20 protein-coding genes are annotated in these 26,549 nt (G+C 74.4%); 10 read left to right on the top strand and 10 right to left on the bottom strand.

Annotated features, from left to right (window positions below; translation table 11 throughout):
* The first annotated feature begins 113 nt into the window (after positions 1-113).
* Entirely contained in the window at positions 114-7,679 is a 7,566-nt protein-coding gene (locus AC07BF_RS00375) for a LamG-like jellyroll fold domain-containing protein (protein ID WP_478332675.1), read from the top strand.
* Between the two features lie 198 nt (positions 7,680-7,877).
* Here the strand turns inward: AC07BF_RS00375 and AC07BF_RS00370 are convergent, their stop codons facing one another.
* Both AC07BF_RS00370 and AC07BF_RS00365 read right to left on the bottom strand, forming a co-directional pair.
* Positions 7,878-8,549, bottom strand: coding sequence for a DUF3592 domain-containing protein (locus AC07BF_RS00370; protein WP_478332674.1), 672 nt, complete (start codon positions 8,547-8,549; stop codon positions 7,878-7,880).
* Between the two features lie 69 nt (positions 8,550-8,618).
* Positions 8,619-9,626 (bottom strand): LysR family transcriptional regulator, encoded by a 1,008-nt coding sequence (locus AC07BF_RS00365; protein WP_478332673.1) that lies wholly within the window; start codon positions 9,624-9,626, stop codon positions 8,619-8,621.
* Positions 9,627-10,097: 471 nt separating this feature from the next.
* Between AC07BF_RS00365 and AC07BF_RS00360 the strand changes: the two genes are divergently transcribed.
* Positions 10,098-10,676 carry a DUF5994 family protein gene (locus AC07BF_RS00360; RefSeq protein WP_363630512.1) on the top strand — a complete coding sequence of 193 codons (579 nt, stop codon included), beginning with the start codon at positions 10,098-10,100 and terminating at the stop codon, positions 10,674-10,676.
* A 30-nt stretch (positions 10,677-10,706) separates the two neighbouring features.
* On the opposite strand, the gene AC07BF_RS00355 is transcribed toward AC07BF_RS00360, so the two are convergent.
* Entirely contained in the window at positions 10,707-12,554 is a 1,848-nt protein-coding gene (locus tag AC07BF_RS00355; protein WP_478332723.1) for an APC family permease, read from the bottom strand.
* 599 nt (positions 12,555-13,153) lie between these two features.
* On the opposite strand from AC07BF_RS00355, the gene AC07BF_RS00350 reads away from it, so the two are divergent.
* Both AC07BF_RS00350 and AC07BF_RS00345 read left to right on the top strand, forming a co-directional pair.
* The gene (locus AC07BF_RS00350) at positions 13,154-13,645 is read left to right on the top strand and encodes a DUF5994 family protein (RefSeq protein WP_363586462.1); all 492 of its coding nucleotides are present in this window, start codon (positions 13,154-13,156) and stop codon (positions 13,643-13,645) included.
* A gap of 57 nt (positions 13,646-13,702) precedes the next feature.
* Positions 13,703-13,954, top strand: a complete 252-nt coding sequence (locus AC07BF_RS00345) for a hypothetical protein (RefSeq protein ID WP_363586461.1) — start codon at positions 13,703-13,705, stop codon at positions 13,952-13,954.
* A gap of 42 nt (positions 13,955-13,996) precedes the next feature.
* On the opposite strand, the gene AC07BF_RS00340 is transcribed toward AC07BF_RS00345, so the two are convergent.
* The gene (locus AC07BF_RS00340) at positions 13,997-14,431 is read right to left on the bottom strand and encodes a ribonuclease domain-containing protein (protein WP_363586460.1); all 435 of its coding nucleotides are present in this window, start codon (positions 14,429-14,431) and stop codon (positions 13,997-13,999) included.
* 120 nt (positions 14,432-14,551) lie between these two features.
* On the opposite strand from AC07BF_RS00340, the gene AC07BF_RS00335 reads away from it, so the two are divergent.
* The gene (locus tag AC07BF_RS00335) at positions 14,552-15,001 is read left to right on the top strand and encodes a ribosomal maturation YjgA family protein (protein WP_363586459.1); all 450 of its coding nucleotides are present in this window, start codon (positions 14,552-14,554) and stop codon (positions 14,999-15,001) included.
* A gap of 7 nt (positions 15,002-15,008) precedes the next feature.
* Here the strand turns inward: AC07BF_RS00335 and AC07BF_RS00330 are convergent, their stop codons facing one another.
* The gene (locus tag AC07BF_RS00330) at positions 15,009-15,791 is read right to left on the bottom strand and encodes an SGNH/GDSL hydrolase family protein (RefSeq protein WP_363630515.1); all 783 of its coding nucleotides are present in this window, start codon (positions 15,789-15,791) and stop codon (positions 15,009-15,011) included.
* A gap of 221 nt (positions 15,792-16,012) precedes the next feature.
* Here AC07BF_RS00330 and AC07BF_RS00325 point away from each other — a divergent pair, with 221 nt between their 5' ends.
* The 3 genes from AC07BF_RS00325 to AC07BF_RS00315 all read left to right on the top strand — a co-directional run bounded on the left by AC07BF_RS00325 (position 16,013) and on the right by AC07BF_RS00315 (position 18,964).
* A complete protein-coding gene (locus AC07BF_RS00325; protein ID WP_478332672.1) occupies positions 16,013-16,906 on the top strand; it encodes an MBL fold metallo-hydrolase in 894 nt (297 codons plus the stop codon).
* A gap of 227 nt (positions 16,907-17,133) precedes the next feature.
* Positions 17,134-17,961: a dimethylargininase gene (ddaH, locus tag AC07BF_RS00320; protein ID WP_363586456.1), complete on the top strand. Its 828-nt coding sequence runs from the start codon at positions 17,134-17,136 to the stop codon at positions 17,959-17,961.
* A gap of 145 nt (positions 17,962-18,106) precedes the next feature.
* Entirely contained in the window at positions 18,107-18,964 is an 858-nt protein-coding gene (locus tag AC07BF_RS00315; protein WP_363586455.1) for a hypothetical protein, read from the top strand.
* A 25-nt stretch (positions 18,965-18,989) separates the two neighbouring features.
* Here the strand turns inward: AC07BF_RS00315 and AC07BF_RS00310 are convergent, their stop codons facing one another.
* The 5 genes from AC07BF_RS00310 to AC07BF_RS00290 all read right to left on the bottom strand — a co-directional run bounded on the left by AC07BF_RS00310 (position 18,990) and on the right by AC07BF_RS00290 (position 23,639).
* Positions 18,990-19,637 carry a LutC/YkgG family protein gene (locus tag AC07BF_RS00310; RefSeq protein WP_478332671.1) on the bottom strand — a complete coding sequence of 216 codons (648 nt, stop codon included), beginning with the start codon at positions 19,635-19,637 and terminating at the stop codon, positions 18,990-18,992.
* The gene (locus AC07BF_RS00305) at positions 19,634-21,079 is read right to left on the bottom strand and encodes a lactate utilization protein B (RefSeq protein ID WP_400806156.1); all 1,446 of its coding nucleotides are present in this window, start codon (positions 21,077-21,079) and stop codon (positions 19,634-19,636) included. The genes AC07BF_RS00310 and AC07BF_RS00305 overlap by 4 nt, the downstream gene beginning before the upstream one ends.
* A complete protein-coding gene (locus AC07BF_RS00300; protein ID WP_478332670.1) occupies positions 21,076-21,837 on the bottom strand; it encodes a (Fe-S)-binding protein in 762 nt (253 codons plus the stop codon). The genes AC07BF_RS00305 and AC07BF_RS00300 overlap by 4 nt, the downstream gene beginning before the upstream one ends.
* Before the next feature lie 105 nt (positions 21,838-21,942).
* A complete protein-coding gene (locus tag AC07BF_RS00295) occupies positions 21,943-23,121 on the bottom strand; it encodes a globin domain-containing protein (RefSeq protein ID WP_478317703.1) in 1,179 nt (392 codons plus the stop codon).
* Positions 23,122-23,195: 74 nt separating this feature from the next.
* The gene (locus AC07BF_RS00290) at positions 23,196-23,639 is read right to left on the bottom strand and encodes an RrF2 family transcriptional regulator (RefSeq protein WP_363586450.1); all 444 of its coding nucleotides are present in this window, start codon (positions 23,637-23,639) and stop codon (positions 23,196-23,198) included.
* A 314-nt stretch (positions 23,640-23,953) separates the two neighbouring features.
* Between AC07BF_RS00290 and AC07BF_RS00285 the strand changes: the two genes are divergently transcribed.
* Both AC07BF_RS00285 and AC07BF_RS00280 read left to right on the top strand, forming a co-directional pair.
* Positions 23,954-25,597 carry a YVTN family beta-propeller repeat protein gene (locus AC07BF_RS00285; protein ID WP_478332669.1) on the top strand — a complete coding sequence of 548 codons (1,644 nt, stop codon included), beginning with the start codon at positions 23,954-23,956 and terminating at the stop codon, positions 25,595-25,597.
* 159 nt (positions 25,598-25,756) lie between these two features.
* Positions 25,757-26,549, top strand: a 793-nt coding sequence (locus AC07BF_RS00280; RefSeq protein ID WP_478332668.1) for a helix-turn-helix transcriptional regulator, incomplete at its 3' end; no start/stop codon positions are given.

Genomic DNA, 26,549 nt, shown 5'->3' with positions numbered 1-26,549 from the left:
CTGGCGGAAAGCCACCTTGCCCACCCGTCACGTCGAGTGAGAACGTCGACACGTTAAGTGTTGATCACCGGTCGTCGCGTTCCCGGCGGCCAACGGCTTGTGAGGTGGCGGGTTTGACGGAGGTTCAGCATCTGGCGCGGGTCTACAGCGACCGCTCCTATGTGCACACCACGACCGTGCGGCACCAGGGCAGCACGGTCGCCTTCGCGATGGACGACCAGCGGCGGATCGTCTACACGGTCCTCGACCTGTCGCAGCACGACGAGGCGCGCGGGGAGGCGGATGCGGCGTACTGGTCGGAGAACCCGCTGCCGCTGCCGTTCCCGGCGGAGCTGGCCCGGGTCGGCTACGCGGTGGCCGGTGCGGTGCGGATGCCCGTGGTCAAGCGCGGCGGGCGGGTCGAGGCGGATCCGGCGGAGCGGCTCGGCGACGACGAACTGGACCCGTTCCTGTCCAGCACGGCCAGGCTCGGTGCGGCCGCGCCCTTCCACGTGGTCTCCGACGGCACCCACCTGTACGTGCTGCGCCAGTCGATCCGGGCCGACGACGCGGACGCCGTCTTCCGGCTCGCCGACGGCACCGGCTCCTCGGCCGACCCGACCCGCACCGACTACCTCGCCGGCGGCGGTGCGGGCCGGACGCCGGTGGTCGACGCCACGCTGCTCTGCGACCGGTTCCTGCTGGTCGGCGGCGAGTTGAAGCCGGTGCTGGAGGTCCGCTACCGCCGCAGCCGGCACAAGGGCCGCCCGGACTCCGCGAAGGACAGCCTCGGCACCCGGGACATGGAGGGCCGGGCGTTCATCGAGCCGACCCAGGAGCTGAACTTCGTCCGCAACCTCTCCCGCGGCCGGTTCACCGCCCTGCTGGTGCCCACCGCCGTGCACGGCCGGGAGCGCTGGCAGATCTTCGCGCACAACGACGCCACCGCCCGGATCGACGGCTTCAGCGTCGAGCGCAGCCGCGACGGGCTGTTCAACACCCAGGGCTCGCAGGCCTGGACCAGCCCCGACGAGCGCTACCGCGAGGCCGTCTACGAACCCGCCCCCGGCACCTGCCCGTTCACCGGCCGGCCGCTGGTACCGGCGGTGAGCGAGAGCGGCCACGCCGAGACGGCGCTGCGCTTCGACGGCGTCGACGACGTGGCCGAGCTGCCCGCCAACGCCCTCCAACTCGCCGACGCGGACTTCACCGTGGAGTTCTGGGCCCGGCGCACCGCGACCGGCGGCCGGGAGGACTTCCTGATCGGGCACGGCGCGGCCGCCGGCGCCCGGCTGCGCAGCCTGCACATCGGCTTCCGCTCGGACGACACCTTCGCCTTCGCCTTCTACGCCGACGACCTGAACGTCGGCCGGCGCACCAGCGACACCGACTGGCACCACTGGGCCTGCGTCTTCGTCCGCGCCACCCGCGAGCAGATCGTCTACCGCGACGGCGTCGAACTCGGCCGCCGCACCACCGACATGCCCTACGCCGGTCTCGGCCCGCTGACCCTGGGCCGCGCCCTCGGCTCGTTCGGCCGCGCCGAACTGGACGAGGTCCGGATCTGGAACCGCCCCCGCAGCGGCGACGAGCTGGCCGCCGACCGCGGCCGCCGCCTGATCGGCAACGAGCCCGGCCTGGCCGTCTACTACCGCTTCGACGAGGGCGCCGGCGACACGCTGTACGACCAGACGGACAACGCCCGCAACGCGGCTCTGCGCGGCGGGCCGGCCTGGATCACCTCCGAGGCCCCGATCGGCGACAACCCCGGGGTGCGCCGCGACAGCTTCGCCTTCACCGGGCGCACGGTGGTCTCCGGCCTCTCCGCCGTCCTGCACCACCAGCAGGAGGCCTCCCCGGCCGGGTACGACGGCGCGGCCAAGCCCGTCAAGCGCCAGGCCCGGGTGCTGCTCGCCTGCGCCACCGGCGGGCCCGACCCGGTGAGCGGCAAGGCCACCGACGACGCCTACCTCGCCACCCTCGACCTGGGCGTCGGCGGGGACGGCCGGCTGGCCGAGATCCCGGACCGGGTGGCCCTGCCGGTGCTCGCCGCCCCCGACTCCAGCGGCGCCGTGGACGCCGTCGGTGACCTGGACGCCCAGGTGGCCAAGCTCGTCCGGGACGTGGCCAACTCCGAGGCGGAGATCGCCCGCCTCCAGCAGGAGACCGCCGAGGTCCCGGAGTTGGAGCGCCGGCGCGCCGAACTGCGGGCAGGCCAGGACGACGACGTCACCCTCTGGCGCTACCGGCTGCGGTTCAGGCTGCCCAAGGACGGCCGGGACCAGTACCTCGCGGTGGAGAACGACCGCAAGGACGCGACGGCCCCGCTGGTGCGCACCGCCAACCGGACGGCCGCCTCCACACTGTGGACCTTCGAATCCACCGGCACCAACCTCAACGGCGTCCCCTGCTACTTCCTGCGCAACGTCGACTCCGGTCTGGACATGAACCTCTCCGGCGGGAAGACCGACAACGACACCCCGCTGATCCAGTACCGCCGGGAGGCCGACAACGACGCCACCCACTTCGCGCTGGACAGCTGGAACGGCCGAGGCCTGGTGGTCCGCCGCAGCGGCAAGCTGGTCTGCGCCCGGGACAGCCAGGGCGACCGCATCGTGCAGTACGACTACGGGACGGTCAACGCCTCCGGCGAGGGCGTCATCGTGCTGGAGAAGGACGGCGCCTCCGGCAGGCCGGGCGCGAGTGCCGCCCAGCGGAACCAGCAGATCCTGGACATCGACAATCGGCTGCTGACACTGGGCGGAAAGCAGGACGCGCTCGCCCGCCACCGCCGCGACCTGCCGGCCCGGCAGGCCCTGCTGGCAGCCAAGCGCGAGGAGCTGGGCCGGCTCACCGGCGGCGTGCGCGGCTCCGACGACATCGCCCTGCCGATGTCCCAGCTCTCCGTCGACCGCACCGGCCTCAGCAGCTCCGGCGCGCTGCTCGCCTTCGCCCGGGGCAGTGACCGGCCGTTCCTGCTGGACAGCGCCACCGGCAGCCTGGTGCTCTACTTCCGGGGCGCCAACGGCCAGTTCTTCGCCGGCTACTACGACACGCAGGTGCTGCGCTCCTCCCGGCGGCTGACGGCCGGCGGCAAGGCGCTCGCCTTCACCGCCCGCGATGCCGCCACCGACCTGGCCGCGGCGGAGATCACCGTCGAGGTCGGCGACAACCCGGCCCAGGTCAAGCTGACCATCCGCCGGGACGGGCAGAGCGAGCAGTGGTCCCACCTGCCCCGCCGGGCCGAGGACTTCGCCGCCGTGGTCAACGGCGCGGCCGAACAGCCGGTGCCGATCGGCACCGTGCTGCGGATCGACGGCGGCGTGGTGGAGTTCACCGAGGGCACCCTCGCCCGGCTCGCCGGCCCCGGCTTCGTCACCGTCGGCGGCCACGGCTTCCGCTTCGAGGGCGACCACCCCGCCGGCAGCAAGTCGCTGAAGCTGGGCGCGGGCGCGGACCCGACGGTGCTGAAGCCGGGCATGGGCGTGCAGCGGGTGCGCTACGACCAGCGCTGGGCCACCGCCTCCGCGCCCGGTGTGGCGCTCTCGTCCGGCTCCCGGCTGGTCACCGTCGACCCCGGCGGCCTCGCCGAGATCCCGGTCGGCACCGCCGGCGACCTGCTGCGCGGCCACGGCGGACGCTGGCGCGCCGACATGCCCGGCCGCGCCTACGCCTTCGACGGGCAGGGGCGCTTCCTGACCCTGCCCGCCGAGCAACTGCCGCGGGCCGCCACCCCCGGTGACCTCACCCTGGAGGCCTGGGTGAACCCCGAGCGGGTCGAGGGCCCGGTGCGGCTGGTGCACGCCAACGCGGGCGACACCCCGTACGGCCTGGGGCTGCTCGGCGGCCCCGCCGCCTCGGCGCTGGCCTACGACGGGGTGAGCGCCGCCGCGGTGGTGCCCGGCGCGTTCGGCTTCGGCGACGGCGACTTCACCGTCGAGTTCTGGGCCCGCCGCACCGCCGTCGACGAGCGCGACCACTTCGTCCTCGGGCACGGCGGCGACCAGGGCCGCAACAACGAGAGCCTGCACATCGGCTTCCGGTCGAACGGCAAGTTCACCTTCGCCTTCTTCGGCGACGACCTGGACACCACCCAGCGGTTCGGCGACACCCAGTGGCACCACTGGGCCTGCGTCTTCGAACGCGGCACCAGCCAGCAGGTGGTCTACCGGGACGGCCAGGAGATCGCCCGCCGCACCGCGAGCGCCCCCTACCGGGGCCAGGGCAGGCTCTCCCTGGCGCAGGTGCCCTTCCAGGCCACCAAGTTCGCCTCCCTACAGATCGACGAAGTCCGGCTCTGGTCCAGCGCGCGCGGCGGCGACGACGTGCGCGCCGCGATGAAGCGCCGGCTCACCGGCGGCGAGACCGGGCTGCTCGGCTACTGGCTCTACTCCGCCCCGGCGGCCGGTGCGCAGCCCGTGCTGGCCGACCGTTCCGGCAACCAGCGGCACGCCGAACTGCGCGGCAAGCCGGGCCCGGTGCCCGCGCCGTCGCCGATCGAGGGCGGCCGCTACTGGGCCGTCGCCACCGTCGGCGATCGCCGGGTGGTCAGCCGGGAGACCTTCCCGCTGAGCGAGTGGAGCCACTTCGCCGCCGCCTACCAGCAGTCCTGGGCCGTCCGGTTGGACGGCGAGGCCTACCTGGAGGTCGCCGACGACGACGCCCTCGACATCGCCGACGACCTGACGCTGGAGGTCTTCGCCCGCCTCGACCGGCTCGGCGAGACCCAGGGCCTGCTCTCCAAGGGCCGCACCGCCGACGGCGCGGGCGGCAGCGTGCCGTACCGCCTGGCGGTGCTGCCCGACGGCAGGCTGGAGTTCGCCTTCGAGGAGCCCGAGGGCCGGGCCGTGCGGTACACCTCCACCGAGGGCGTCAAGGCCGGGGCGTTCCACCGGATCGCGGTGGTCCGCAAGAGCGGGCGCTCGATGCAGGAGCAGAAGGGCACCCGCCAGATCACCGCGGCCGGGGCCGACGGCAAGCCGGTGACCCAGAGCGTCGAGCTGGTCGAGTCGGTGGCGGTCCGCGAGTGGCAGGACATCCGCTTCCACCTGGACGGCCGGGAGATCGGCACGGCCCGCTACGAGGGCCCCGGCCCGCGCGGCAACGACGCGCCGCTGGAGCTGGGCCGGGCCCGCGACGGCTCCGTCGTGCAGCGGCTGACCGGCGTGCTCGCCGAGGTCCGGATCTGGGGCGCCGCCCGCGACGCCGCCCGGCTCGGCACCGCCGTCACCGCCCGCGACCGGGGCCTGATCGCGCACTGGCGGTTCGAGGAGAACGCCGGCGGCACGGCGGCCGACGCCACCGGCTCGCACCCCGCCCGGCTGCGCGGCGCCCGCTGGGTCCGCAACCCCGACCCGCGCGGCAGCGTCTTCCGGCTCTACCGCAACGGCGTCGCCGTGGCCTGCGACCCGGCGGGCACCCCCGGCGCCCCCGACAGCGCGGCCCTCGCCGACGCCGGCGACGCCCAGCTGACCCTGGGCGCGGTGATCAGGGGCGGCAAGGCCGCGGAGTCGTTGAACGGCGTGCTGGAGGAGGTGCGGATCTGGCGCACCGCCCGCACCCACGAGCAGTTGCTCGACAACCTCTTCACCCGGCTCAAGGGCGAGAAGGAGGACCTGGTCGCCTACTGGCCGTTCGACCGCGACTCCACCGAGCCGGACGTCGCCCAGGTCCGCGACGACGGCCTGCGCGGCAACCACCTGCGCCTGGGCGCCGAGGCCACCCGCCCGCGCACCGTCCTGTCCAGCGCGCCGGTCTCCACCGACACCGCGCAGGTCCGCTCGGCGCTGGCCGGCATGCGCACCCCGTTCCACGAGACCGTCTCCGCCGCCCCGGCCGTGGCCGAGTACGCCGACATGCAGTACGGCGCCCGCGGCGAGGCGTTCGGCGTCCTCAAGCGCGCCTACAGCTACCTGCGGGACGGGCGCTGGCACCTGGTCACCGGCTACAAGGTCGGCGAGCTGGTGAGCGAATGGGTCAGCCAGATCCAGTTCGACCCGCAGCTCGTCGGCTACGTGGAGGGCGCCCCGCCGGTCCCCTCGGAGAACCTCACCGCCGGGCTCACCGACCCCGGCAGCGACACCTTCGAGGGCGCCTCCTCCGTCCAACTCACCGAGGCCGAGCAGGTGGTGCGCTCGCTGTCCTCCGCCAAGGAGCGCAGCGTCGACGCCGCCTTCGGGTTCGCCCTGTCCAACGAGGTGGACGTCGACGTCTGGATGATCACCGCCCCGCTCGGCTTCGGCATCGCCAAGGCCATCGCCAAGGGCGGCGTCTCCGCCTGCGTGCGCGGCAACCTGGAGTTCTCCAACAGCTGGGCGGAGGAGACCTCCGTCTCCCAGGGCGAGAACACCGCCCGCACCACCAAGGTCTCCCTCACCGGCCACTGGGAGGACCCGGGCCGCCTGCTCAACCCCGCCACCGGCCGCCGCTACGTCCCGGCCAACACCGGCTTCGCCGTCGTGCAGTCCCAGACCGCCGACGTCTTCGCCCTGCGCCTGGCCCACAGCGGGGCCCTGGTCGCCTACCGCATCCAGCCCAACCCCGACATCCCCAAGGACTGGAACGTCATCCCGTTCCCGATCAACCCCCGCTACACCAAGCAGGGCACCCTCGACGGCACCGTCGGCTTCGACGAGCGCGGGAAGGTCGCCGACCCCGACTACCGGGGCACCCGCGAGCGCGGCGAGTACAGCTACTTCAAGCCCCGCGAGGCGTACGCGCTCAAGCGCCGCATCCAGCGCGACCAGCAGCGCCTGCACAGCTACTACGACACCGTCTCCACCGAGACCCACGCCCCCGACCCCACCGCCCAACGGGCCGGCCGGGTACTCGGCGGCGCGATCGGCACCGACGCCTCGCCGGCCCGCGAGCGGGGGACCACCGACAGCGCCACCGGCCAGGGCTTCTCCCGCCGGGACCTGGTCAACACCTACGTCTGGACCGCCGCCGGAGGGTTCTTCGCCGAGACCACCGAGACCACCGACGTGGTCAGCGAGACGACCTCGGGCTCGTACTCGCTGTCCGGATCGGTCGGCACCTCGGTCGGCACCTCCTTCCAGATCGCCGGCATCGGCATCGGCGCCCAGCTGGACGCCTCCGTCGGCGGCGGGATGACCGCCACCCGCGCCCGGGGCAAGGAGGCCACCCGCTCCTTCGGACTGAACGTGGAGGTCAACCCCGCCACCAACCTCCAGCGCTACGACCAGGACCGCAAGCCCGTCTTCGACCAGGACGGCCAACCCGTCAAGGTGCCCGGCAAGGTGGACGCCTACCGCTTCCTCAGCTTCTACCTCGGCGAGGACAGCGAGCACTTCGAGACCTTCTTCCACAAGGTCGTCGACCCCACCTGGCTCGCGAACGGCAACGACCCCAACGCGGCGGCGCTGCGCCAGGCCCGCCAGTCGGACCGCAAGCCCCCGTGCTGGCGGGTGCTGCACCGGGTCACCTTCGTCAGCCGGGTGCTGCCCGCCGTCCCGCCGGCCGGGGCGCCGCCGCTGGAGAAGGCCATGCGCCAGCTCGACGTGGAGAGCAACTACGAGCTCATCCGCCGCCTCGACCCGTACGTGAAGGGCGCCGCCACCGGCCTGCCCGAACTCGCCGAGGCCACCCGCTCCGCGCTCGCCGCCCAACTGCCGGAGCTGCTCCCGCACGCGGCGGACGTGACCGGCTTCCTCGCGCAGTACTACGGCGTGGACGCCTGAGCACCACCACCGTGGGCTGACCGGCACGCTCAAGGCCTCGCCGTCGGCGAGGCCTTGAGCGGTGTTCAGGCCTCCCTGCCCGCTCGCGCGCGGCCGTTGGAGCAGCAGGTCGGCCTGGAGCCTGCTGGTCACGCCGAGTTCGGTGTTGATCCGGAGACGATTGGTTGACACCCGCACCCGCAGGGGCCCGGTGCGGTGTCAGTAGTTCGCGGACTCCTCCAGGACCCACCAGGCCCACAGGCTGAACGGGGTGCCGATCCCGCCCACGACGACCGCGATCCACAGCGGCCAGTAGCCGCCGTCGGTGACGGGATCCCGCTGCGGGTGGACGGGATCGATCCGCACGTCGACCCGGTGCCCGTCGGGCCACTGCACGTCCGTGCCCTCGGCGGCGCGGTACTCGTGCCCGTCCGCCGTCCAGAGGAAGGTGCACTCGGTACTGGTGTCACCGCTGTTGTGGCAGCCGGTGACGGTGGCGGACACCCGCAGCGTGGCGTGCAGGTCGCGGTCGTGCTCGTGGAACCAGCCGCTGAGGGAGAAGGCGAAGCAGCCGGCGAAGGTGCAGAGCATCAGGGCGAGCATGGCGCCGTGGAACAGGGCGGCGACGGAGCCGGAGCGCGGGCTCTCGCCCAGGGCCGACCGCACCGGTGAGGCCAGCGCCGCGAGTGCCGCCGCACCGGCAGCGCCGATCCAGCCGGTGTACCAGGGCGTGGATCCCCACGGGGTGCAGGCCGTCGTCACCGCGCCGGCCAGCGTGGTGGCCCAGGCCGCCCGTTGGATCAGACGCGTGGCGGCGCGCGCCCGGCGGCGCAGCCCGCCGGAGGGGGCAGGAGGAGGGGCGGGGGGTCGCTCGTCCGCGATGGTGGTCACCCGGCCACGCTGGCAGAGGGCCGGGCCGGGCACCAGCAAGCGGCACTCACCCCTGGCGTTCAGCAGCGCTTACGGTGTCGCGACGGGCGGGTCGGCGGGCGTGTTCGGCTCGCTGGGGTCGACCAGGTGGCCGTTCACGCGCGGCTCACTCTCGGTCAGACCCTGAGCCGCCAGCCGCTCGCTCGCCGCCAGCAGCGCGCTCTGCAGCGCCTCGGCCGCCGCCCGCACCGCCGGCGGCGCCCCCCACGGTCCGGTGCGGCGCAGCAGGCGCACCAGGTAGGCGCCCGGCACCGGCAGCGCGGTGACGGTGCCGGCGCCCGGTCCGATCAGGGCGGCGGCGTTCGCGGGCAGGATCGCCGCGCCCAGACGGGCGGCGAGCATGGTGTAGACGGCGAAGCGGTAGTGGGCGGTGTGCTCGACCAGGGGCACGATGTCGTGCCGGGCTGCCAGGCGTCGGAAGGCCAGCTGCCGGGGTGAGCCGGCCGGGGCGGCGATCCAGGGGCGGCCGGACAGCTGGGCGGGGTCGGCGAGCGGGGGCCAGTCGGAGGGGACGACCAGGCGGTAGGCGTCCTCGAACATGACGCTCGCCTCGACGCCGGGCGGCAGCGGGGTGGGTTCCTGCCGGTCGTCCTCGATGACCAGGACGTCCAGTTCGCCCAGGCGCAGGGCGCGCAGGCCCTCCTGCCGTCCGGTCTCCACCAGGCGGGGGGCCAGGTCGGGGTGGGTGCGGGCGAGCAGGTGGACGGCGGTGGTGGCGAAGAACGTGATGGCGGGCGGCGGCACACCGATGGCGACCGGGCCGGCGGCGGCGGCGCCGAGTGCGCGCAGGTCGCGGGCGGCGTCCTGGAGCGCCTGGCCGATCCGGTCGCCGTAGCCCGCCAACAGGCGGCCGGCGGCGGTCAGTTCGGCCCGTCCACCGGTGCGGTCCACCAGGGGGACGCCGACCTCGCGTTCCAGCCGGCCCAGTTGCTGGGACACCGCGGAGGGGGTGTGGCCCAGCGCGCGCGAGGCGCCCGCCACGCTGCCGGCGTCGGCGATCTGGCGCAGGATCAGCAGCCTCTTCGGGTCGAGTTCCACCACTGTGCCGCCCTTTCGCCGCGCCCGGGGTCGAGGACGCCCATCCTGGCAGAGGCCGGACGCGGCGGCGGCGGCCGGGCGGCGGGCCTGCCGGTCGGTTTGAGGGCGAAGCCGTTCGCCGGGCACCTCTCCTCGCCCTTCCCGAAAGGCAGGCAGGCGCGCCGCTGCCCGTCGGCCGGCCGCTCCCGGCGCGAGGGGCGGGACTCCAGCGGGTCGTCCCACACGCCGCGTGCGCAAACAGTCACCGGCGTGCAGCCGGAACCATCCGATCGAAGCCGGGTGCTGGCTCGCGGCCGACGAATCGTCGGGAAAGCGCTGCTGCGGCCGCCATGCGAGGTCCGGGCCTGGCGGAGAGTAGCCTGGACATCACCGAAGGCACCTCGCATGCCGGGCAAGACAACTGGCGTCGTCTCCGGCGAACGACGATGCCGGATCCGGCCCGAGGCCGGGTCCGGGGACAGGTCTTCGATCATGACCACGACCCTCGATCGCGCGATGGCGCCCACCGCCCCGGTACCCGCAGCACGGCTCTCCCGGGTGCCCGAGGGCACCCGGCCCGGTCGGCTGGACGGCGCCTGGTGGCCCCGCTCGCGTGATCTTCTCCTCGAACTCCCTTCCCTCGCCGCAGCGTTGGACGGTCCGTGGGGGCGGGTCACCCGGGCCACCGTGAACCCCGCGCAGTGGCCGACCGTCCCGCACCGGGCCCCGGTCGCCGGGCACACCGTCCACGTGGGCTGGTTCACCGTCGAGCAGGACGAGCACCTGATCGTGGTCTGCTCGTACGCCCCGCTGCGGCTGAACCTGCTGGTCGTACCGCCGGAGACGGACGCCGTCACCGCCGAGCGGCTGATGGCCCGGGCGGCCGACCCCGCCGACAGCCGGACCGCGAGCGAACTGCTCGCCTCGGAGCCGGCCCGCGGCGCGGCCGGACCGGAACCCGGTACCGACGTCCTGCCCTCGGCGGTCGTGCCCGCCACCGGCGCGGGCGAGGCCGGCCGGCGGGCGGACGTCGCCCGAAGCCGCGCCGCCTCCTGGCCCGCCGGCGCGTAGCGGTCCGGGTGCGGACACGCTGGACAGTCCTCAGACGTGGAACGGGACGGTGGTGACGACGATCTTCGGCAGTGGGCGGAGCGCCCTGCGCAGGCGGGGGGCGAGTCGGTTGTGCAGCAGGCGGTGGCGCCGGTGCCGTACGACGATCTCCGGGAGGACGACGGTCAGGGTGAGGTCCGGGCGCTGGCCGTGCAGGGCCTCGATGTAGTTGACCAGGGGCGCGACGATCGTGCGGTAGGGGGAGAGGAGGATCTTCAGGGGCAGGTGGTCGCCCCACAGGTTCCAGTACGCGCGGAAGCGCCGGGCCTCCTCCTCGCTGGCGCTGATGTGCAGGGCGAGGACGGGCTGGCGGAGCGAGGCGGCGTAGGCGAGGGCGCGCATGCCGGCCAGGTCCAGTGCGGCGATCGGCACGATCAGCAGCGGGTGGATCTCCTCGGGAGTCTCCTCGCTCTCCGCCTCGCGCTCACACTCCGCTTCCGCCTCTGCGGAGGGCGCGGGCGCGCCGTCCCGTGGGCGCGGCCGGGTGAGGGCGCGGCCGGGGACCTCGACGGCGTGCGGGTGCAGGGCGAGCGCCGCGGCGACCTGCTCGTAGTGGTGCCGGATCCTGGTGGCCACCAGGATGAACAGGCCCACCACGAGCGCGGCGAACCAGGCGCCCGAGGTGAACTTGGTGATCGCGGCGGTGACGAGCACGGTCGCCGAGAGCAGCGCGCCGACGGCGTTGAAGATCAGGCTCTTGCGCCAGTGGCGGTCGCGCAGGCGCCACCAGTGCACGACCATGCCGGTCTGCGACAGCGTGAAGGCGAGGAAGACGCCGACCGCGTACAGCGGGATCAGCGGCGCCGTCATGCCGTCGAACGCCGCGTAGATCGCGGCCGCGGCGACCGAGAGCACGACGATGCCGTTGCTGAAGGCCAGCCGGTCGCCCAGCCGTAGGAAGATCCGCGGCGCCTGGTTGTCGCGTGCCAGGAGGTAGAGGACGCGGGGGAAGTCGTTGTAGGCGGTGTTGGCCGCCAGGAGCAGGATCGCGGCCGTGGCGGCCTGGGTGAAGACGTAGCCGAAGCCCGGGCCGAAGGCGCGGTGGGCGAGCTGCGACAGCACCGTCTCCTGGGCGTCGGGGACGACGCCGTCGAGGTGGACCAGCGCGACCGTGCCGGCGAAGAGCACGATCAGCAGGCCGACCATCCAGGTCAGGGTGGTACGGGCGTTGCGCCACTCGGTGGGCTGGAAGGCCGGGACGGCGTTGGAGATCGCCTCGATGCCGGTCATCGCCGTCGAGCCGGAGGCGAAGGCGCGCAGGACCAGGAGCACGCCGACCCCCTCGGTCGCGGTCGACTGCGGAGCCGCGGTGGGCTGGAAGCCGTGGCCGGCCGCGTCGTACAGGCCGAAGGCGATGAGGGCGAGGACGGCGAGGACGAAGGCGTAGGTCGGTGCGGCGAACAGGGCGCCCGCCTGCCGTACGCCGCGCAGGTTCCCGGCGAGCAGCACGCCGATCACGGCGAGGCCGATCGGCACGGCGTCGCCCCGCAGCGAGGGGATCGCCGAGGTGACGGCCTCCATGCCGGAGGCGATCGAGACCGCGACCGTGAGGATGTAGTCGGTCATCAGACCGGCGGCCGCCGCCAGCCCGGGGAGGCGGCCGAGGTTCGCGGTGGCGACGATGTACGAGCCGCCGCCGTGCGGGTAGGCGCGGATCGTCTGACGGTAGGACACCCCGACCGCCAGCATCAGGAACGCGATCGTCGCGGCGATGGGCACCGAGTAGCGCAGACCGGCGGTGCCGGCCAGGACCAGGACGGCCAGCATCGCCTCGGGCCCGTAGGCGACGGACGAGAGCGCGTCGGCGGAGAGCACCGGCAGCGCCACCAGCTTGCGCATCCGCTCGTGCGCGATCGCGGTACTGCGCAGCGGGGCCCCGAGCAGCACGTGCCTGACCCCGGCGCCCGCCCGGCCGAGTCGGGAGGTCCGGGTGTCCTCGCCGCCCGCCTCGACGGGCGACGGCTGCCCGCCGACCGTGGCCACCCGCACGAAGCGGCCGAAGCGCACCGGCCGGATCTCGGAGGAGGCCGGAAAGCGGCCGAGCTCCGGGTCCACCGGCAGTGCCCGGCGCCAGGCCTGCGGATCCCCGGCCGCCCGGCCCCATTCCCGGCCCACCCGGCGCAGGACCCCGACCTGCTCCCGGTCGAGGGCCGGCAGCGGGGCGTCGGGACTGGGCGCACCGCCCGCCCCCGCGCCACCGTCGTCATTCTTCGCATTCGACACAACACACAGTGTTACGCATCGCGGCTCCCGGTGACGCGGGGCCGGCCCCGGGCCGTCGAGCAGGGCCGCCCCTCCCCGCGCAGGCGTCCGCCGGCGCCCGTTCGGCCCCGGTGCGGTCGGAGTACCGTGGGAGGGCGGGGCGGCCCAGTTGCTGGAACCGAAGGGCCGGCCCCGTTCAGCGGGCCCGATCCGCGCCCGCGGAGAGGTGGCGAGCCATGTCGGACGATGCCGGTGCCCCGCACCCCGGGCTTCTGCCGGACCGCTTCCGGCAGGCGGTGAAACCGGGGACGGTCCTGCTGCGCCTGGAGACCACGCGGTCCCGCGAGGGCGCACTCGATGGCGCCTGGTGGCCGCGGTCACGGAACATCGGCGCCGAACTGCCCGGCCTGGTCGGCGCGTTGACCGAACACCTCGGCCCCGTGGTGAGCGTGGGCCTGGACGCGGACGCCTGGGACGAGGTGCCGGCCCGGATCGTCGTCGAGGGCCGGTCGGTGCGCATCGACCGGTATCCGGTCGGCGACGACACGGTGATCGTCACGCGGGGCGACCGTGATCACTTCAGTCTGCTCGTGGTTCCGCCGCAGGCGGGCCGGGAAGCGGCCCTGGCCTCGATGGCCCGTGCGGTCCGGGCCGGCGGCACCGACTCGGCGCGGCAGATCCTCCTGGCCACCGGCATCGGCTCCGAGCCCACGACCGAACTGCACTGACCGGACCGCACGGACCGGACAGCACCGAGGAACGGCCCCGGGCCGGAGGAGGTCAGGATGCGGCACTACCGATGGGTCCTGGAGACCCAGGACGACGACGGCGACTGGGCCCGGCAGAGCGGCGCGCCCATGCCGAACCCCCTGGAGTACGACGGGCCGCCCCAGCAGGCCGCCAACCACGTCCGGGAGGTGTTCGTGCGCACGCTCTCCCGACCGGCCCCGGGGCCCCGGGCGGTCAGGGTCCGGGTCTGGGGCGGGTCCGACGCCGTCGGCGAGCCCGAGGCCGAGACCGAGTGGTCACGCGAGTGACGTGCCCGGTCCCGGCCCACGGGCGGTGTCCGTGGGGTCGGATCAGGAGCATCCCGAGCTGATCTCGTGGAAGTTGGCGTAGTGGTCGTCGCTGTACCAGACGTGGTCGGTGGCGGGGTCGCGGACCAGGCGTTCGGCGTCGCGGTGCTGGCCGGGCTGGCGCGGGTTGACGTCGTACTCGCGGTAGTGGCCGTCCTGGGGGAGGTCGCCGCTGCGGTTTCCGTAGACGTTGCTGCCGCGGATCACGAAGGGGGAGCCGGCCACCGGGTAGTCCCGGGGGGCGTTCGCGGTCGGCCACTGCAGGTCGTGCCAGATGTGGCACGCCTCCTCGACCTGGGGCGGGAACTGGTCGACGGGCAGCGGGGGTTCGAGGATGCCGCGGACGATCCGCGGCGCGGGGTGGGCCGCGGCGGCGGCGCCGGCCGGAGCGGCGGAGGGAACGGTGACGGCCGTCAGGAACAGTGCGGCGGCGGCCATCCGGAGCAGGCTTCGGTGTGCGGTCACGCAGCGGCCAACGACGCCCGGGCGTCACGGATGCGGGAGGTCACCCGGACGGCCCAGCCCTGGACCCGGCGGCCGGGCCGTAGGGTGGGGCGGGTGGATGATCTCTGGGGGCGCCTGCGGGTGCGGGTGGTGCCGCTGCTGGCGGCCGGGGCGACGGTGGCGGCCGGGCTGGGCGTGCGGGCCGTGCTCGGCGGGGACGTCGCGAAGTACGCCGGGGACGCGCTCTACACGGTGCTGGTGTACGCGCTGGTGGTGCTGGTCGCGCCCCGTGTTCGGCCGGGGCGGGCGGCGGTGGTCGCGGCGGGACTGAGCTGGGCGGTGGAGCTGTTCCAGATCACCGGGGTGCCCGACGAGTTGGGGCGGCGCAGCGAGCTGGCCCGGCTGGTGCTGGGGTCGACGTTCAATCCGCCGGACCTGTTCTGGTACGTGGTCGGTGCCGCGTTCGCCGCGCTGGCGCACCGGGTGCTGCGGACCGCGAAGGCCGCGCGGACCGCGAGGACCGCAAGGGCTGCGAGGACGACCGCAGCACCCGGTGCCGCCTGACGTTTCGTCAGAGCGGAAGCAGGTCAGGCCGCTTGGCCTCGACGTGGTCCCCCGAGGACTCCCCGCGCAGCCGTCGGCCGACCCAGGGCAGCAGGTACTCGCGGGCCCACTGGAGGTTCTCGCGCCGCTGGTCGGCGGCGGACGGCTCCGGGGTGGCCGGCCAGGGCGCCTCCGGGTCCTGCTCGGTGCGCAGCCCCAGGGAGCGGGCGGCCAGCAGGGCGACCCGCTGGTGGCCTTCGGGGGAGAGGTGCAGCCGGTCCTCGCTCCAGGCCCGGCGGTCCTGGACGGCGCGCAGCGACCACAGGTCGGCCACCTTGCAGCCGTTGCGGTCGGCGACCGCCCGCATGTGCCCGTTGTACGTGGCGATCTTGCCGCGCAGGTGCTTGAACAGCGGTACGTCCCGGGTGTCGAAGCCGGTGCAGATCAGCACCGTCCCGGCGGAGGCGGTGAGTTGGACGATGGCCGCCTCGAAGCGCTCGGCGACCTCGTCCGGGTCGCTGCCGGGCCGCAGGATGTCGTTGCCGCCGGCGCAGAAGGTGGCCAGGTCGGGCTGGAGCCGGCGGACCTGCGGCACCTGCTCGGCCATGATCTGGTCCAGCAGCCGGCCGCGCACCGCCAGGTTGGCGTAGCGGAACCCGCCCGGCGGCCGTCCGTCGGCGAGCAACCCGGCCAGGCGGTCGGCCCAGCCGGCGAAGGCGCCGTCGGCACCGGGGTCGTTCAGGCCCTCGGTGAAGCTGTCGCCGAGGGCGGCATACGAACTGAGGTCAAGGGTCTCCTGGAGGTTCGGCATGAAGGAGATAGTTCACCCATTCAAGTGACCTACGCCACCGTAGGTGACCCCGCCGGCACGTGAGATGGGCCACGTGCCCCACCCGGAATACAACCGGAGTGCAGAGCGGCGGCCCCCGGAAACCACAAGATCCCGCCCCCCTTCCGCTTTTGGGCCCGCCCGGACGATGCTCGAAGGACGGCGGCCGGCCCGGCCGCCGTCCTTCCAGGGGGAAGACATCCATGGCTCTGAATCCGACCTCCGGTCTGTCCGGGCAGTGGTCCGTCGACGACCGCTGCACCAACTGCGACGTGGCCCGGCAGCTCGCGCCAGGACTGATCCGTGAGCGCGCCGGCCGCTCCGAGCTGGTCCGCCAGCCGCGCGACGAGGCCGAGCACCGCCAGCTGCTCGCCGCCGCCCACGCCTGTCCGACCCGCTCCATCCGGCCGGGCACCGGCCCGCTCGACCCGGCCACCGACCCCTTCCCGCTGGCCCTCGACGACGGCCTGCTGCTGCTCGGCCACAACTCCCGCCACAACGCCGGGGCCAACTCCTACCTCTGCCGCCGCCCCGCGGGCTGGCTGATGGTCGACACGCCCCGCTACGCCGAGCCGCTCGCGGCCCGGTACGAGGTCCTCGGCCCGGTCACCGACATCCTGCTGACGCACCGCGACCACGCGGCGCACGGCCGGGCGTACGCCGACCGGCTCGGCGCCCGGCTCTGGATCCACGAGGGTGACCTGGACGCCGCGCCCGACGCCGACCGGGTGCTGCGCGGCGTCGAACCGGTGGAGGTCGCCCCCGGCGTCACCGCCCACCCCTTCCCGGGCCACACCCGCGGCAGCGTGCTGTACCTGGTCGACGAGCGGTACTGCTTCACCGGCGACACCCTGTACTGGTCCCGCACCACCGGTGACCTGGAGGTGTACGACACCGTCACCTGGTACTCGATCGAGGAGCTCTCCACCTCGCTGGACCGCAGCCTGGACGCGCTGCGCTTCGAGTGGCTGCTGCCCGGCCACGGCCAGCGGCACCGGATGCCCGCCGAGGAGGCGGCGGCCCGGCTGCGGGCGCTCGCCGACCGCTGCCGGGGCCTGCGGCCCGCACCGGTGGACTTCGGCGCGGTCCGCTGGTGACACCTCGGCGCGGCCCGTCCTCGTGACGTTCGGCGCGGCGCGTCCCCGTGACGCTCGGTGCGGTCCGGCCCGTGGCGATCGGCCGCGCGTGCGCCGGAGCCCGCGCCGGGTGCGCGGGGGCCTGCGCCCGCCGGGGGCGCCCGCGCGGGTGTGCGAACAGCCCCGCCGGGGCAGCGGCCTGGGGAACGGAATCCCCGAACTCCCCTGCACCCGAGGACGGTTGAGGAATGCCCACGCAGACCCCGGAGCGCACTGCCAGGCCGCGGCGCTACCTGATGTGCCGGCCGACGTACTTCACCGTCGACTACGCGATCAACCCGTGGATGGACCCGGCGCAGCCCACCGACACCGCGCTCGCCATCCGCCAGTGGGAGCGGCTGTACTGGCTGTACCGCCGCCTCGGCCACACCGTCGAGCTGATCGACCCGGTGCCCGGCCTGCCCGACATGGTCTACGCCGCCAACGGCGCGACCGTGCTGGACGGCCGGGCGCTGGTCGCGACCTTCCGCTACCCGGAGCGGGCCGCCGAGTCCGAGGCCTACCAGGCCTGGTTCCGCTCGCACGGCTACCGCGAGGTGCACCGCGCCGGGCACGTCAATGAGGGCGAGGGCGATCACCTGGTGGCCGGCGGCCGGGTGCTCGCCGGGACGGGCTTTCGCACCTCCCGGGCCGCGCACGCCGAGGCGGGCGAGTTCTTCGGCGTCCCGGTGGTCGGCCTGACCCTGGTCGACCCGCGCTTCTACCACCTGGACACGGCGCTGGCCGTGCTCGCCGACGACCACGTCATGTACTACCCGGAGGCCTTCGACGCCGACAGCCGGGCCGTGCTGCGCACCCTGTACCCGGACGCGATCCTCGCCGACCGGGCCGACGCCGAGGTGTTCGGCCTCAACGCGGTCTCGGACGGGCGCCGGGTGCTGCTGCCCGAGGCCGCGAAACACCTGGCCGGGCGGCTCGTCGAGCACGGCTACCAGCCGGTCCCGGTGGACGTCTCGGAGCTGCTGAAGGGCGGCGGCGGAGCCAAGTGCTGCACGCTGGAGCTGCGGCCCGCCTGAATCGGACCCTGCCGTCCGCACTGCCGTCCGCACTGCCCTTCGCGCTGCCCTTCGCGCTGCCCTCGCGGACCTTCCCGGCCGCCCCGCCGTCCGGTAGAGGTTGGCCAGGGCATCCGGGGCGGTGCCGTGCCGACAGGAGGGCCACATGCGCGATCAGGCTTCCGCATCCGAGGACGAGGCGGCGCGGCGGCGCAGGGCCGCGTCCGAGCGCCGGAGCACGGACCTCCCGGCCGAGGGCGCCCGGGAGGCCGCGGCCGTCGGCCCGCTGTCCCCTTCGACGGCGCTGCCCCTGCAACGCACCCTCGGCAACGCCGCGGTGGCCCGGCTGGTCGAGCAGCAGCGACACGGCCACGACGCCTCCGGCGGCGCGGGGGTGTCGGTCCAGCGGGCCCCCACGCCCGGAACCGGGCCGGCGACGCAGATCGCGCTCACCCATCTGACGGCCGACGACCTGGAAGGCGAGTGCGGCTACTTCGAGCGCAGGCGGCAGTTGAGCGTCGCCGCGCCCCAGCAGGGCGTCATCATCCAGGAGATCAACCGCGTCTTCGCCGTGGAGGAATGGGACGGTACGGACTGGAACGCGATGTCGGGCAGCCGGATCGACTCGTACATCACCGCGAAGGGGTCGAGCGCCCACGCCACGGTCGCCCGCTACTGGGAGCTGTGGACGGTCGACGCGGCGGGCAACGTCTCGGACGGTGCCGAGGACACCTTCTCGCTGTGCTCGGTCATCCCCGGCCGCAAGCGCAAGGACACCACGCGGGGGACGTACACGATCACGGGCCGGGCGGTGTTCTACCCCACGGCCGTCGCGCCCGCGGACCTTGGCTTCACACCTGGCGGCGCCCCGCCGGCGGGCGGCCTGTTCAGCACGCTGGCCGACCCGTCGGCGGCCATCGCGGGGCAGGGACTGGCCGCTTCCGGGCGGCCGGTCGACTGCCGGGTGCAGGTGGCCTGGGACAGCTCCCAGGGCGACCGGTACAGCGAGGTGACGATGAGCTGAGTCGCCGCGGCCCCGGTCGGCGCGGTCAGCCGTCGACCAGCAGCACCTCCAGGGTGCGCGGGCCGTGCACGCCCTCGACCCGGTCGAGCTCGATGTCGCTGGTCGCGGACGGCCCGGAGATCCAGGTCTGCGGGCGGGCCGGGTCGAGCCGGGGCAGTGCGAGCGGCACGGAGGCGACGACCTGCCCGGGTGCCCGGACGACGCACAGGTGATGGTCCGGGACGAGGGTGAGCAGCCGCCGCCCCTGGCCCGGCCCGGCGTCCAGCACGATCGTCCCGGTCTCGGCGATCGCGAGCGCGCAGCCGGTGACGACGCTGTCCACGGCGTCGAGCCGGGCGGCGGTGAGCGTGCCGTCGTCGGGGACGGCCGTGACGGCGGTGGCGCTGAGCCAGGCGGGCGGCAGGCCGGGCGGCACGGCGACCGTGCGGCTGCCCCGTCCGGCCAGCAACCGGGCCAGGACGGCGGGCAGTTCGGCCTCGGTGCAGCGGTGCACCCGGGCCCGGTAGTCGGCCAGGTTGTGGTGCAGCAGGTCGAGCAGGGCCGCCGGATCGTCCGGACTGTGCGTGCGCAGGTAGTCCCGGGCGACCGGCCCCTCCGCTGCCCGGTCCCGGCCGGGGGCGGGGTCGGCGAGCGCGGCGCGGATCCGGGCGAGGATCAACTCCCGTGAGGTCATGAGCGGTTCCTCCGCCACCAGTCGCGGAACGGCTCGGCGGGCAGCTCCGGGAGGTCCCGGGTGTCGGTCCAGGCCCGGCCCGGGCCGGGCAGTCGGCGAGGGTGCAGCGCGCGGGTGCGCCCGGCGAGCCGCTCGGCGGCCGCGAGCGCCGCCGGGTGGTCGAGCACGTACCCGGCGGCCGCGATCGCGGCCCGCTCCAGCGGGTGCCCGCCCTGCTCGGCGACCCGCTCGCGCAGGTGCACCAGCACCTCGGGGATGTCGATCGCCACCGGGCAGACCTGGTAGCAGGCCCCGCAGAGTGAGGAGGCGTACGGCAGCGAGGCGTCCAAGGGGCTGGTGGTGCCGCGCAGTTGGGGTGTCAGGATGGCGCCGATCGGGCCCGGGTAGACCGAGCCGTAGGCGTGGCCGCCGGCCCGCTCGTACACCGGGCAGACGTTGAGGCAGGCCGAGCAGCGGATGCAGCGCAGCGCTTGGCGGCCGACCTGGTCGGCGAGCACGGCGGTGCGCCCGTTGTCGAGCAGCACGAGGTGGAAGGCGGACGGGCCGTCGCCTTCCGTGGTGCCGGTCCAGAGCGAGGTGTACGGGTTCATCCGCTCGGCGGTGGAGGAGCGGGGGAGCAGCTGCAGGAAGACCTCCAGGTCCTGCCAGGTCGGTACGACCTTCTCGATCCCGACCACGGAGATCAGCGTGCGCGGCAGGGTGAGGCACATCCGGCCGTTGCCCTCGGACTCGACGACCACCAGGGTGCCGGTCTCGGCGACCATGAAGTTGGCGCCGGAGACGGCGACCCGGGCGCGCAGGAACTTCTCCCGCAGGTGCAGCCGGGCCGCTTCGGCGAGTTCGGCGGGGGAGTCGGTCAGCCCCTCGGGTGCGGGGCGGCCCCAGGCGGCCATCCGTTCGGCGAAGATCTCCCGGATCTCGGCGCGGTTGCGGTGGATCGCGGGCACCAGGATGTGCGAGGGCCGGTCCTCGCCCAACTGCACGATGAGCTCGGCGAGATCGGTCTCGTACGCGGTGATCCCCTCGGCGGCGAGCGCCTCGTTGAGCCCGATCTCCTGGGTGGCCATCGACTTGACCTTGACGACCTCCGTCTCTCCCGTGGCGCGGACCAGGTCGGCGACGATCCGGTTGGCCTCCTCGGCGTCGGCCGCCCAGTGCACGATGCCGCCGGCCGCGGTGACGGCCTCCTCCAACTGGACGAGGTAGCGGTCGAGATGGCGCAGCGTGTGGTCCTTGATCGCCTTGCCGGCCGCACGCAGTTCGGCCCAGTCGTCGAGTTCGGCGACGGCGCGGGCCCGTTTGTCCCGGATGGTGTGGGTGGCGTGCCGCAGGTTGGCGCGCAGCCGTTCGTCCCGGACGGCCGCCGCTGCGGCCTGTGGGAAGGTCGCCTGCGGAGAGGCCGCCTGCCGGAAGGCGGGCATGCCGAGGAAGGCGCCGGTCATGCGGGTCTCCACGGGTGTTCCTCGGTGCTGGCGAGGATCTCCGCCAGGTGCAGCGGGCGCAGGGCCGCGCCCCGGCGGCGCAGCGTGCCGCCGAGGTGCAGCAGACAGGAGTTGTCGGCGCCGCACAGGACTTGGGCGCCGGTGCCGAGCGCGTGGGCGATCTTGTCCTCGGCCATGGCCGCCGAGACGGCCGCGTTCTTGACCGCGAAGGTGCCGCCGAAGCCGCAGCACTCCTCGGCGCCGGGCAGTTCGACCAGTTCCAGTCCCCGGACGGCGCGCAGCAGCCGCAGCGGCCGTTCGCCGAGGCCGAGCACCCGCAGGCCGTGGCAGGAGGGGTGGTAGGTGACGGTGTGCGGGAAGTGCGCGCCGACGTCCTCGACGCCGAGCACATCGGTGAGGAACTCGGTCAGCTCGTACACCCGGGGCGTCAACGCGGCGGCCATGGAGTCGAGTTCGCCGCCCCGGCCGTCGGCGGCGGCCCGGGCTCCGATCCGCGGGTAGTTGTCCCGGACCATGGCCACGCACGATCCGGAGGGCGTCACCACGTGCTCGTACCCGGTGAAGGCCCGTGCGGTGCGCCGCAGCAGCGGCTCGCACGCCCGCCGGTAGCCGGTGTTGTACTGCGGCTGCCCGCAGCAGGTCTGCCCGGCGGGGAAGTCCACGGTCACGCCGAGGCGTTCGAGCAGCCGGACGGTGGCGACCGCCGTGGCGGGGAACAGAGCGTCGTTGACGCAGGTGGCGAACAGTGCGACCCGCATCGGCCCTCCCTTCGTCCGGCGACACCGGCCGGCCCGCTCGCGATCGTACCGAGCGGGCCGGCCGGGGCGGGGGATCTCGGGGACCTCGTGGGGTCCCAGGGGATCTCAGGCGAGCCAGAGGTCGGGGCCGAACACCTCGTAGTGGATGTCCGCCGCCGGGACGCCCGCCGCGAGGAGCTGCTCGCGGACGGCGCGCAGGAAGGGCAGCGGGCCGCACAGGTAGGCGGTGGTGCCGGCCGGGACGTCGACGGTGGCGAGGTCGACCAGGCCGGTGCGCTCGGCGGGCCAGTCGCCGAGCGGCCGCTCGTAGAAGACGTGGGCGGTGGCGTTCGGCAGCTTGGCGGTGAGCTGGGCGAGGTCGGCGCGGAAGGCGTGGGTGAGCTGGTCGCGGTCGCCGTGCACCGAGACGACCTGCCGGGCGGAGCCGGTGGCGGCGAGGTGGTCGAGCATGGCGGTCATCGGGGTGTTGCCGATGCCGGCGGAGGCGAGCAGCACCGGCCCGTCGCCGTCGGCGAGGGCGATGTCGCCGAGCGGGGGCGCGAGGTGGACGAGGCCGCCGGTGTGCAGGTGGTCGTGGAGGTGGGCGGAGACCTCGCCGCCGGGCTCACGCTTGACGGTGAAGCGCAGCGCGCCGTCGGCGGTGCCGGAGAGGCTGTACTGGCGGATCTGCCGGGCGCCGTCGGGCAGTTCGGTGCGCACCGAGACGTACTGGCCGGGCCGGGCGGCGGGGACGGGGCCGCCGTCGGCGGGGCGCACCAGGAAGCTGGTGACGGTGTCGGTCTCCTGGTAGCGGGCGACGACGGTGTAGGGGCGCCAGAGGTCGGCCTGGTCGCCGCCGGCGGCGGCCTCGGCGCGCAGCCGGTCCTCGACGGCGACGAGGGCGTTGACCATCAGCCAGTACACCTCGTCCCAGGCGGCGGCGACCTCGGGCGTGACGGCTTCGCCGAGCACCTCGACGATGGCGGCGAAGAGGTGCTCGTGGACGATCCGGTACTGGCTGCTGTCGATTCCGACGGAGACGTGCTTGTGGGCGATCCGGGCGAGCATCGCGTCCGGCCGCTGGTCGGGGTGGGCGACCAGCGCGCCGGCGAAGGCGGCTATCGACCCGGCGAGCGCCTGCCGCTGGGTGCCGTTGGCCTGGTTGCCGCGGTTGAACAGGTCGCGCAGCAGCTCCGGGTGGGCGGCGAACATGCGGTCGTAGAAGAGCGGGGTGATGTCTCCGATGGCGCCGCCCACGACGGGCAGGGTGGCCTCGATGACCTCGGCGGACTTGGCGGACAGCATCAGTCCGGCTCCTAACTGGTATGTGAGATTCGTATTAAAGGCCGTGCGTGAGCCCGGCCCCGGGGGGTGGGGGATCAGTCGGTGGGTCTGGCGGTGAGGCCGAGCAGCACCGGGCCGGTGGGTGCGGCCACCAGGTCGTCGATGCTGAGCGGGTCGAGTGCGGCGAAGAACGCCTCCTGCGCGGTCCGCAGCGCACCGCGCAGACGGCACGCGGCCCGCAGCGGGCACGGCGGGTCGTCCTCGCAGCCGACCACGTCGCCGACCCCCTCCAGCTCGCGCAGGAGCAGCCCGAGTGAGCCGGTCCGCCCGGCGAAGGTGAGCAGCAGCCCGCCGCCGCGCCCGCGCCGGGCCTCCACCACGCCGAGGTGCTGCAGGCGGCTGACCACCTTCGCCGCGTGGGTGTACGGCACGCCGACCGCCTCGGCCACCTCGCGGGTGGTCGGGTTGGCGTCCTCGCTCAGGACGGCCAGCCGCATGGCGATCCGCAGGGCGATGTCGGTGCTCTTGGTCAGCCTCACGTTCGAAACGCTATCGAATGCGACTCCACAACTCCAATTTCCTGCACGCCCCCGCCCCGACCGGCCCCCGACCGGCCCATGACCCATCCACGGTCGGCCCGCGCCCCGCCCCCGGCCGGTCCCTGGTCGCGACGGGGCGCGGCCGGCGGGGTGGCTGCTGTCCGAATCTCGGTCGAATCTGAACAGTTGGCGACATTACCGATCAGCCCCTGACGGATGGTCATACCGGCTTCTACGCTTCGTGCGGCTCCGGATCCGCAGGGGGCTGGAGCGACCGGCGTTGCATCCCTTGACCGACCATGCTGGAGAGACTCGTGAGAACACGTCGCGCACCCGGGCGCACCTGGACGGCCGTGACCGCGATAGCCGCGGCCACGGCCGCACTGCTGTCGCAGCCCGCCACCGCCGAGGCCGCCACACCGCCGCCGACCGTCAAGGCGCACGTGCCGGTGGCGCCCTACCCGGCGGGCGTGGCGCTCACGCCGGACGGCGGCCACGCCTACGTGACGAGCCAGAGCAGCGGCACCGTGAGCGTGCTGGACACCGCGAGCAACACGGTGGCCGCCACCTTCACCGCCGGCACCGGCTCCTACGCGGTCGCCCTGTCCCCCGACGGGCACCGGGCGTACCTGACCCACCACCTCGACGGCACCGTCAGCGTCGTGGACACCACGAGCAACACCGTGACGGCCACCGTCCCGGTCGGCGCCCAGCCGTGGGGCCTCGCGCTCTCCGCGGACGGCTCGCGCGCCTACGTCGGCAACGCCGGGGCCGACACCGTGAGCGTGCTGGACACCACCACCAACACGGTCACCGCCACCGTCCCGGTCGGCGCCGAGCCGCACGGGCTGGCCGTCTCGGCGGACGGCAAGCGGCTCTACGTCGCCGCCTCCGGCGCGAAGGCGGTGAACGTGATCGACACCGCGAGCAGCACGGTGAGCGCCACCGTTCCCGTCGGCCGCAGCGTCTTCGGTCTCGCGCTCAGCCCGGACGGCACCCGGCTGTGGGCCGCCGACGCCGACGACGCCACCGCCAGCGTCCTCGACACCACCGGCAACACGCTCGTCGGCACCGTCGCCGTCGGCGCCGGCCCGTACGCCGTCTCGCTCGCCCCGGACGGCAGCGCCGCGTACGTCTCCAACTACGCCGACAACACGGTCAGCGTCGTGGACACCGCCAGCCGGACGGTCACCGCGACCGTCCCGGTCGGCGCGAGCCCGTACAGCCTGGCGATCACCGGCGACGGCCGGCGCGGCTACCTCACCGACTTCACCGGCGGCGCCGTCGACGTGCTCGACTTCCCGCTGCCCGTCCCGGCCGTCACCGGGATCAGTCCGTCCGGCGGCTCGGGGGTCGGCGGCACGACGGTGACCGTCACCGGCACCGACCTGAACGGCGCCACCGCCGTGACCTTCGGCGCGGCGGGCGCCGCCACCGCCTTCAACTGCACCAGGACCAGCTGCACCGCCACCGCCCCCGCCACCGCGGTGACCGGGCCGGTGGACGTCCGGGTCACCACGCCCGGCGGCACCAGCGCCGCCGTCGACCGCTTCAGCTACACGGCCCCCAGTGCCCACCTCGGCGTCGCCCTGACCGCCACGCCGGTGTCCAACCTGCTGAGCGGCCGGGTCGACTACACCGTCACGCTGACCGGCCAGGGCCCCGACACGCTGACCTCGGGCACCGTCTCCGCCGACCTCCCGGCCGGCCTCGCGGCGACCTCCAGCGACTGCACCATCGCGGGCACCAAGCTCACCTGCAAGCTCACCGGGCCGCTCGCCAAGGGGGCGAGCACCACCCGGCACTTCTCGATCTCGGTCGGCCTGCTCAGCCTGATCCGCAGCTTCGACGTCACGGTGGCCCGCACCGCCGGCGTGCCCGCCGACCCGACCCCGGCCACCAGCCGGGACACCCGCAGCTGCACCGCCGTCCTCGGACTGCTGATCACCTGCCACTGACCCTCCCCGAGCACCGAAGGCCCCGCCTGCGTCGGCGGGGCCTTCGTCGTCGCCGCAGGTGCCGGATGCCCGGACGAAACGCCTGAACGAAACGCCTGAACGAAACGTCGCGGATGAATCGTCTGGACTAAACGTCTTGCCTGGACGTACAGTCCGAGCATGACCACCGAAACCCCCGACCCGCGCGTCCGGACCTGGACACCGGTCTGCCGCGCCGTGGCCCTGCTGCTCGGGCCGTACGCCGAGGTGGTGCTGCACGACGCCACCGCCGACCGGGTGCTGGCCATCTGGAACCCGATGACCCCCCGCACCCCCGGTGACCCGTCGCTGCTCGGCGAACTGGACACCCTCGACCCGTCCGCCCCGGACGTCTACGGGCCCTACGAGAAGCTGCTGCCCGACGGGCGCCGGCTCTCCTCCGTCAGCGCCGTGCTGCGCGACGACGCCGGACGGCCCTCGGCGGTGCTCTGCGTCAACCTCGACCGGGGCCCGCTGGAGCACGCCGCCGCCCTGCTGGCGGGTTTCGCCGCGCCCACCGCGCCCCGCCCCGAACCGCTCTTCGAGCGCGACTGGACGGAGCGGATGAACGACGTGATCGGCGGCTACGTCCGCGCGCACGGCCGCCCGCTCGAACGCTTCGGCCGCGAGGACCGGCTCGCCGTCCTGCGCGAACTCGACCAGGCCGGGGTGTTCGCGGTCCGCCGCGCCGTCCCGGCCGTCGCCACCGCACTGCGGGTCTCCCGTTCGACCGCCTACACCCTGCTCGCCGAGCTCAAGCAGGCCCCCGAGCCCCGGCAAGCCCCTGAGTCCTGGCAGGCCCCTGAGAACCAGCAGGCCCCCGAGCCCCAGCACCGGCACCCCGGGGGGGGGGGGGGGGGGGGGGGGGGGGGGGGGGGGGGGGGGGGGGGGGGGGGGGGGGGTGCGGGTTGCAGTCTGCGTCCTTTGCTTTGTG

The organism is Kitasatospora sp. NPDC043950, from assembly GCF_056435345.1.
The sequence above is the reverse complement of the archived record's forward strand: the minus strand, read 5'-3'. Positions and strand labels throughout refer to the sequence as shown.

Excerpts from the sequence above, each read along its gene's own strand:
- AC07BF_RS00345 (WP_363586461.1), top strand. The coding sequence starts at position 13,703 with ATGCGGCACTACCGATGGGTCCTGGAGACCCAGGACGACGACGGCGAC.
- ddaH (WP_363586456.1), top strand. The coding sequence starts at position 17,134 with ATGCCCACGCAGACCCCGGAGCGCACTGCCAGGCCGCGGCGCTACCTG.
- AC07BF_RS00355 (WP_478332723.1), bottom strand. The coding sequence starts at position 12,554 with ATGCGCAAGCTGGTGGCGCTGCCGGTGCTCTCCGCCGACGCGCTCTCG.
- AC07BF_RS00315 (WP_363586455.1), top strand. The coding sequence starts at position 18,107 with ATGCGCGATCAGGCTTCCGCATCCGAGGACGAGGCGGCGCGGCGGCGC.
- AC07BF_RS00360 (WP_363630512.1), top strand. The coding sequence starts at position 10,098 with ATGACCACGACCCTCGATCGCGCGATGGCGCCCACCGCCCCGGTACCC.
- AC07BF_RS00295 (WP_478317703.1), bottom strand. The coding sequence starts at position 23,121 with ATGCTGTCCGCCAAGTCCGCCGAGGTCATCGAGGCCACCCTGCCCGTC.
- AC07BF_RS00300 (WP_478332670.1), bottom strand. The coding sequence starts at position 21,837 with ATGCGGGTCGCACTGTTCGCCACCTGCGTCAACGACGCTCTGTTCCCC.
- AC07BF_RS00310 (WP_478332671.1), bottom strand. The coding sequence starts at position 19,637 with ATGACCTCACGGGAGTTGATCCTCGCCCGGATCCGCGCCGCGCTCGCC.
- AC07BF_RS00340 (WP_363586460.1), bottom strand. The coding sequence starts at position 14,431 with ATGGCCGCCGCCGCACTGTTCCTGACGGCCGTCACCGTTCCCTCCGCC.
- AC07BF_RS00350 (WP_363586462.1), top strand. The coding sequence starts at position 13,154 with ATGTCGGACGATGCCGGTGCCCCGCACCCCGGGCTTCTGCCGGACCGC.
- AC07BF_RS00325 (WP_478332672.1), top strand. The coding sequence starts at position 16,013 with ATGGCTCTGAATCCGACCTCCGGTCTGTCCGGGCAGTGGTCCGTCGAC.
- AC07BF_RS00305 (WP_400806156.1), bottom strand. The coding sequence starts at position 21,079 with ATGACCGGCGCCTTCCTCGGCATGCCCGCCTTCCGGCAGGCGGCCTCT.
- AC07BF_RS00330 (WP_363630515.1), bottom strand. The coding sequence starts at position 15,791 with ATGCCGAACCTCCAGGAGACCCTTGACCTCAGTTCGTATGCCGCCCTC.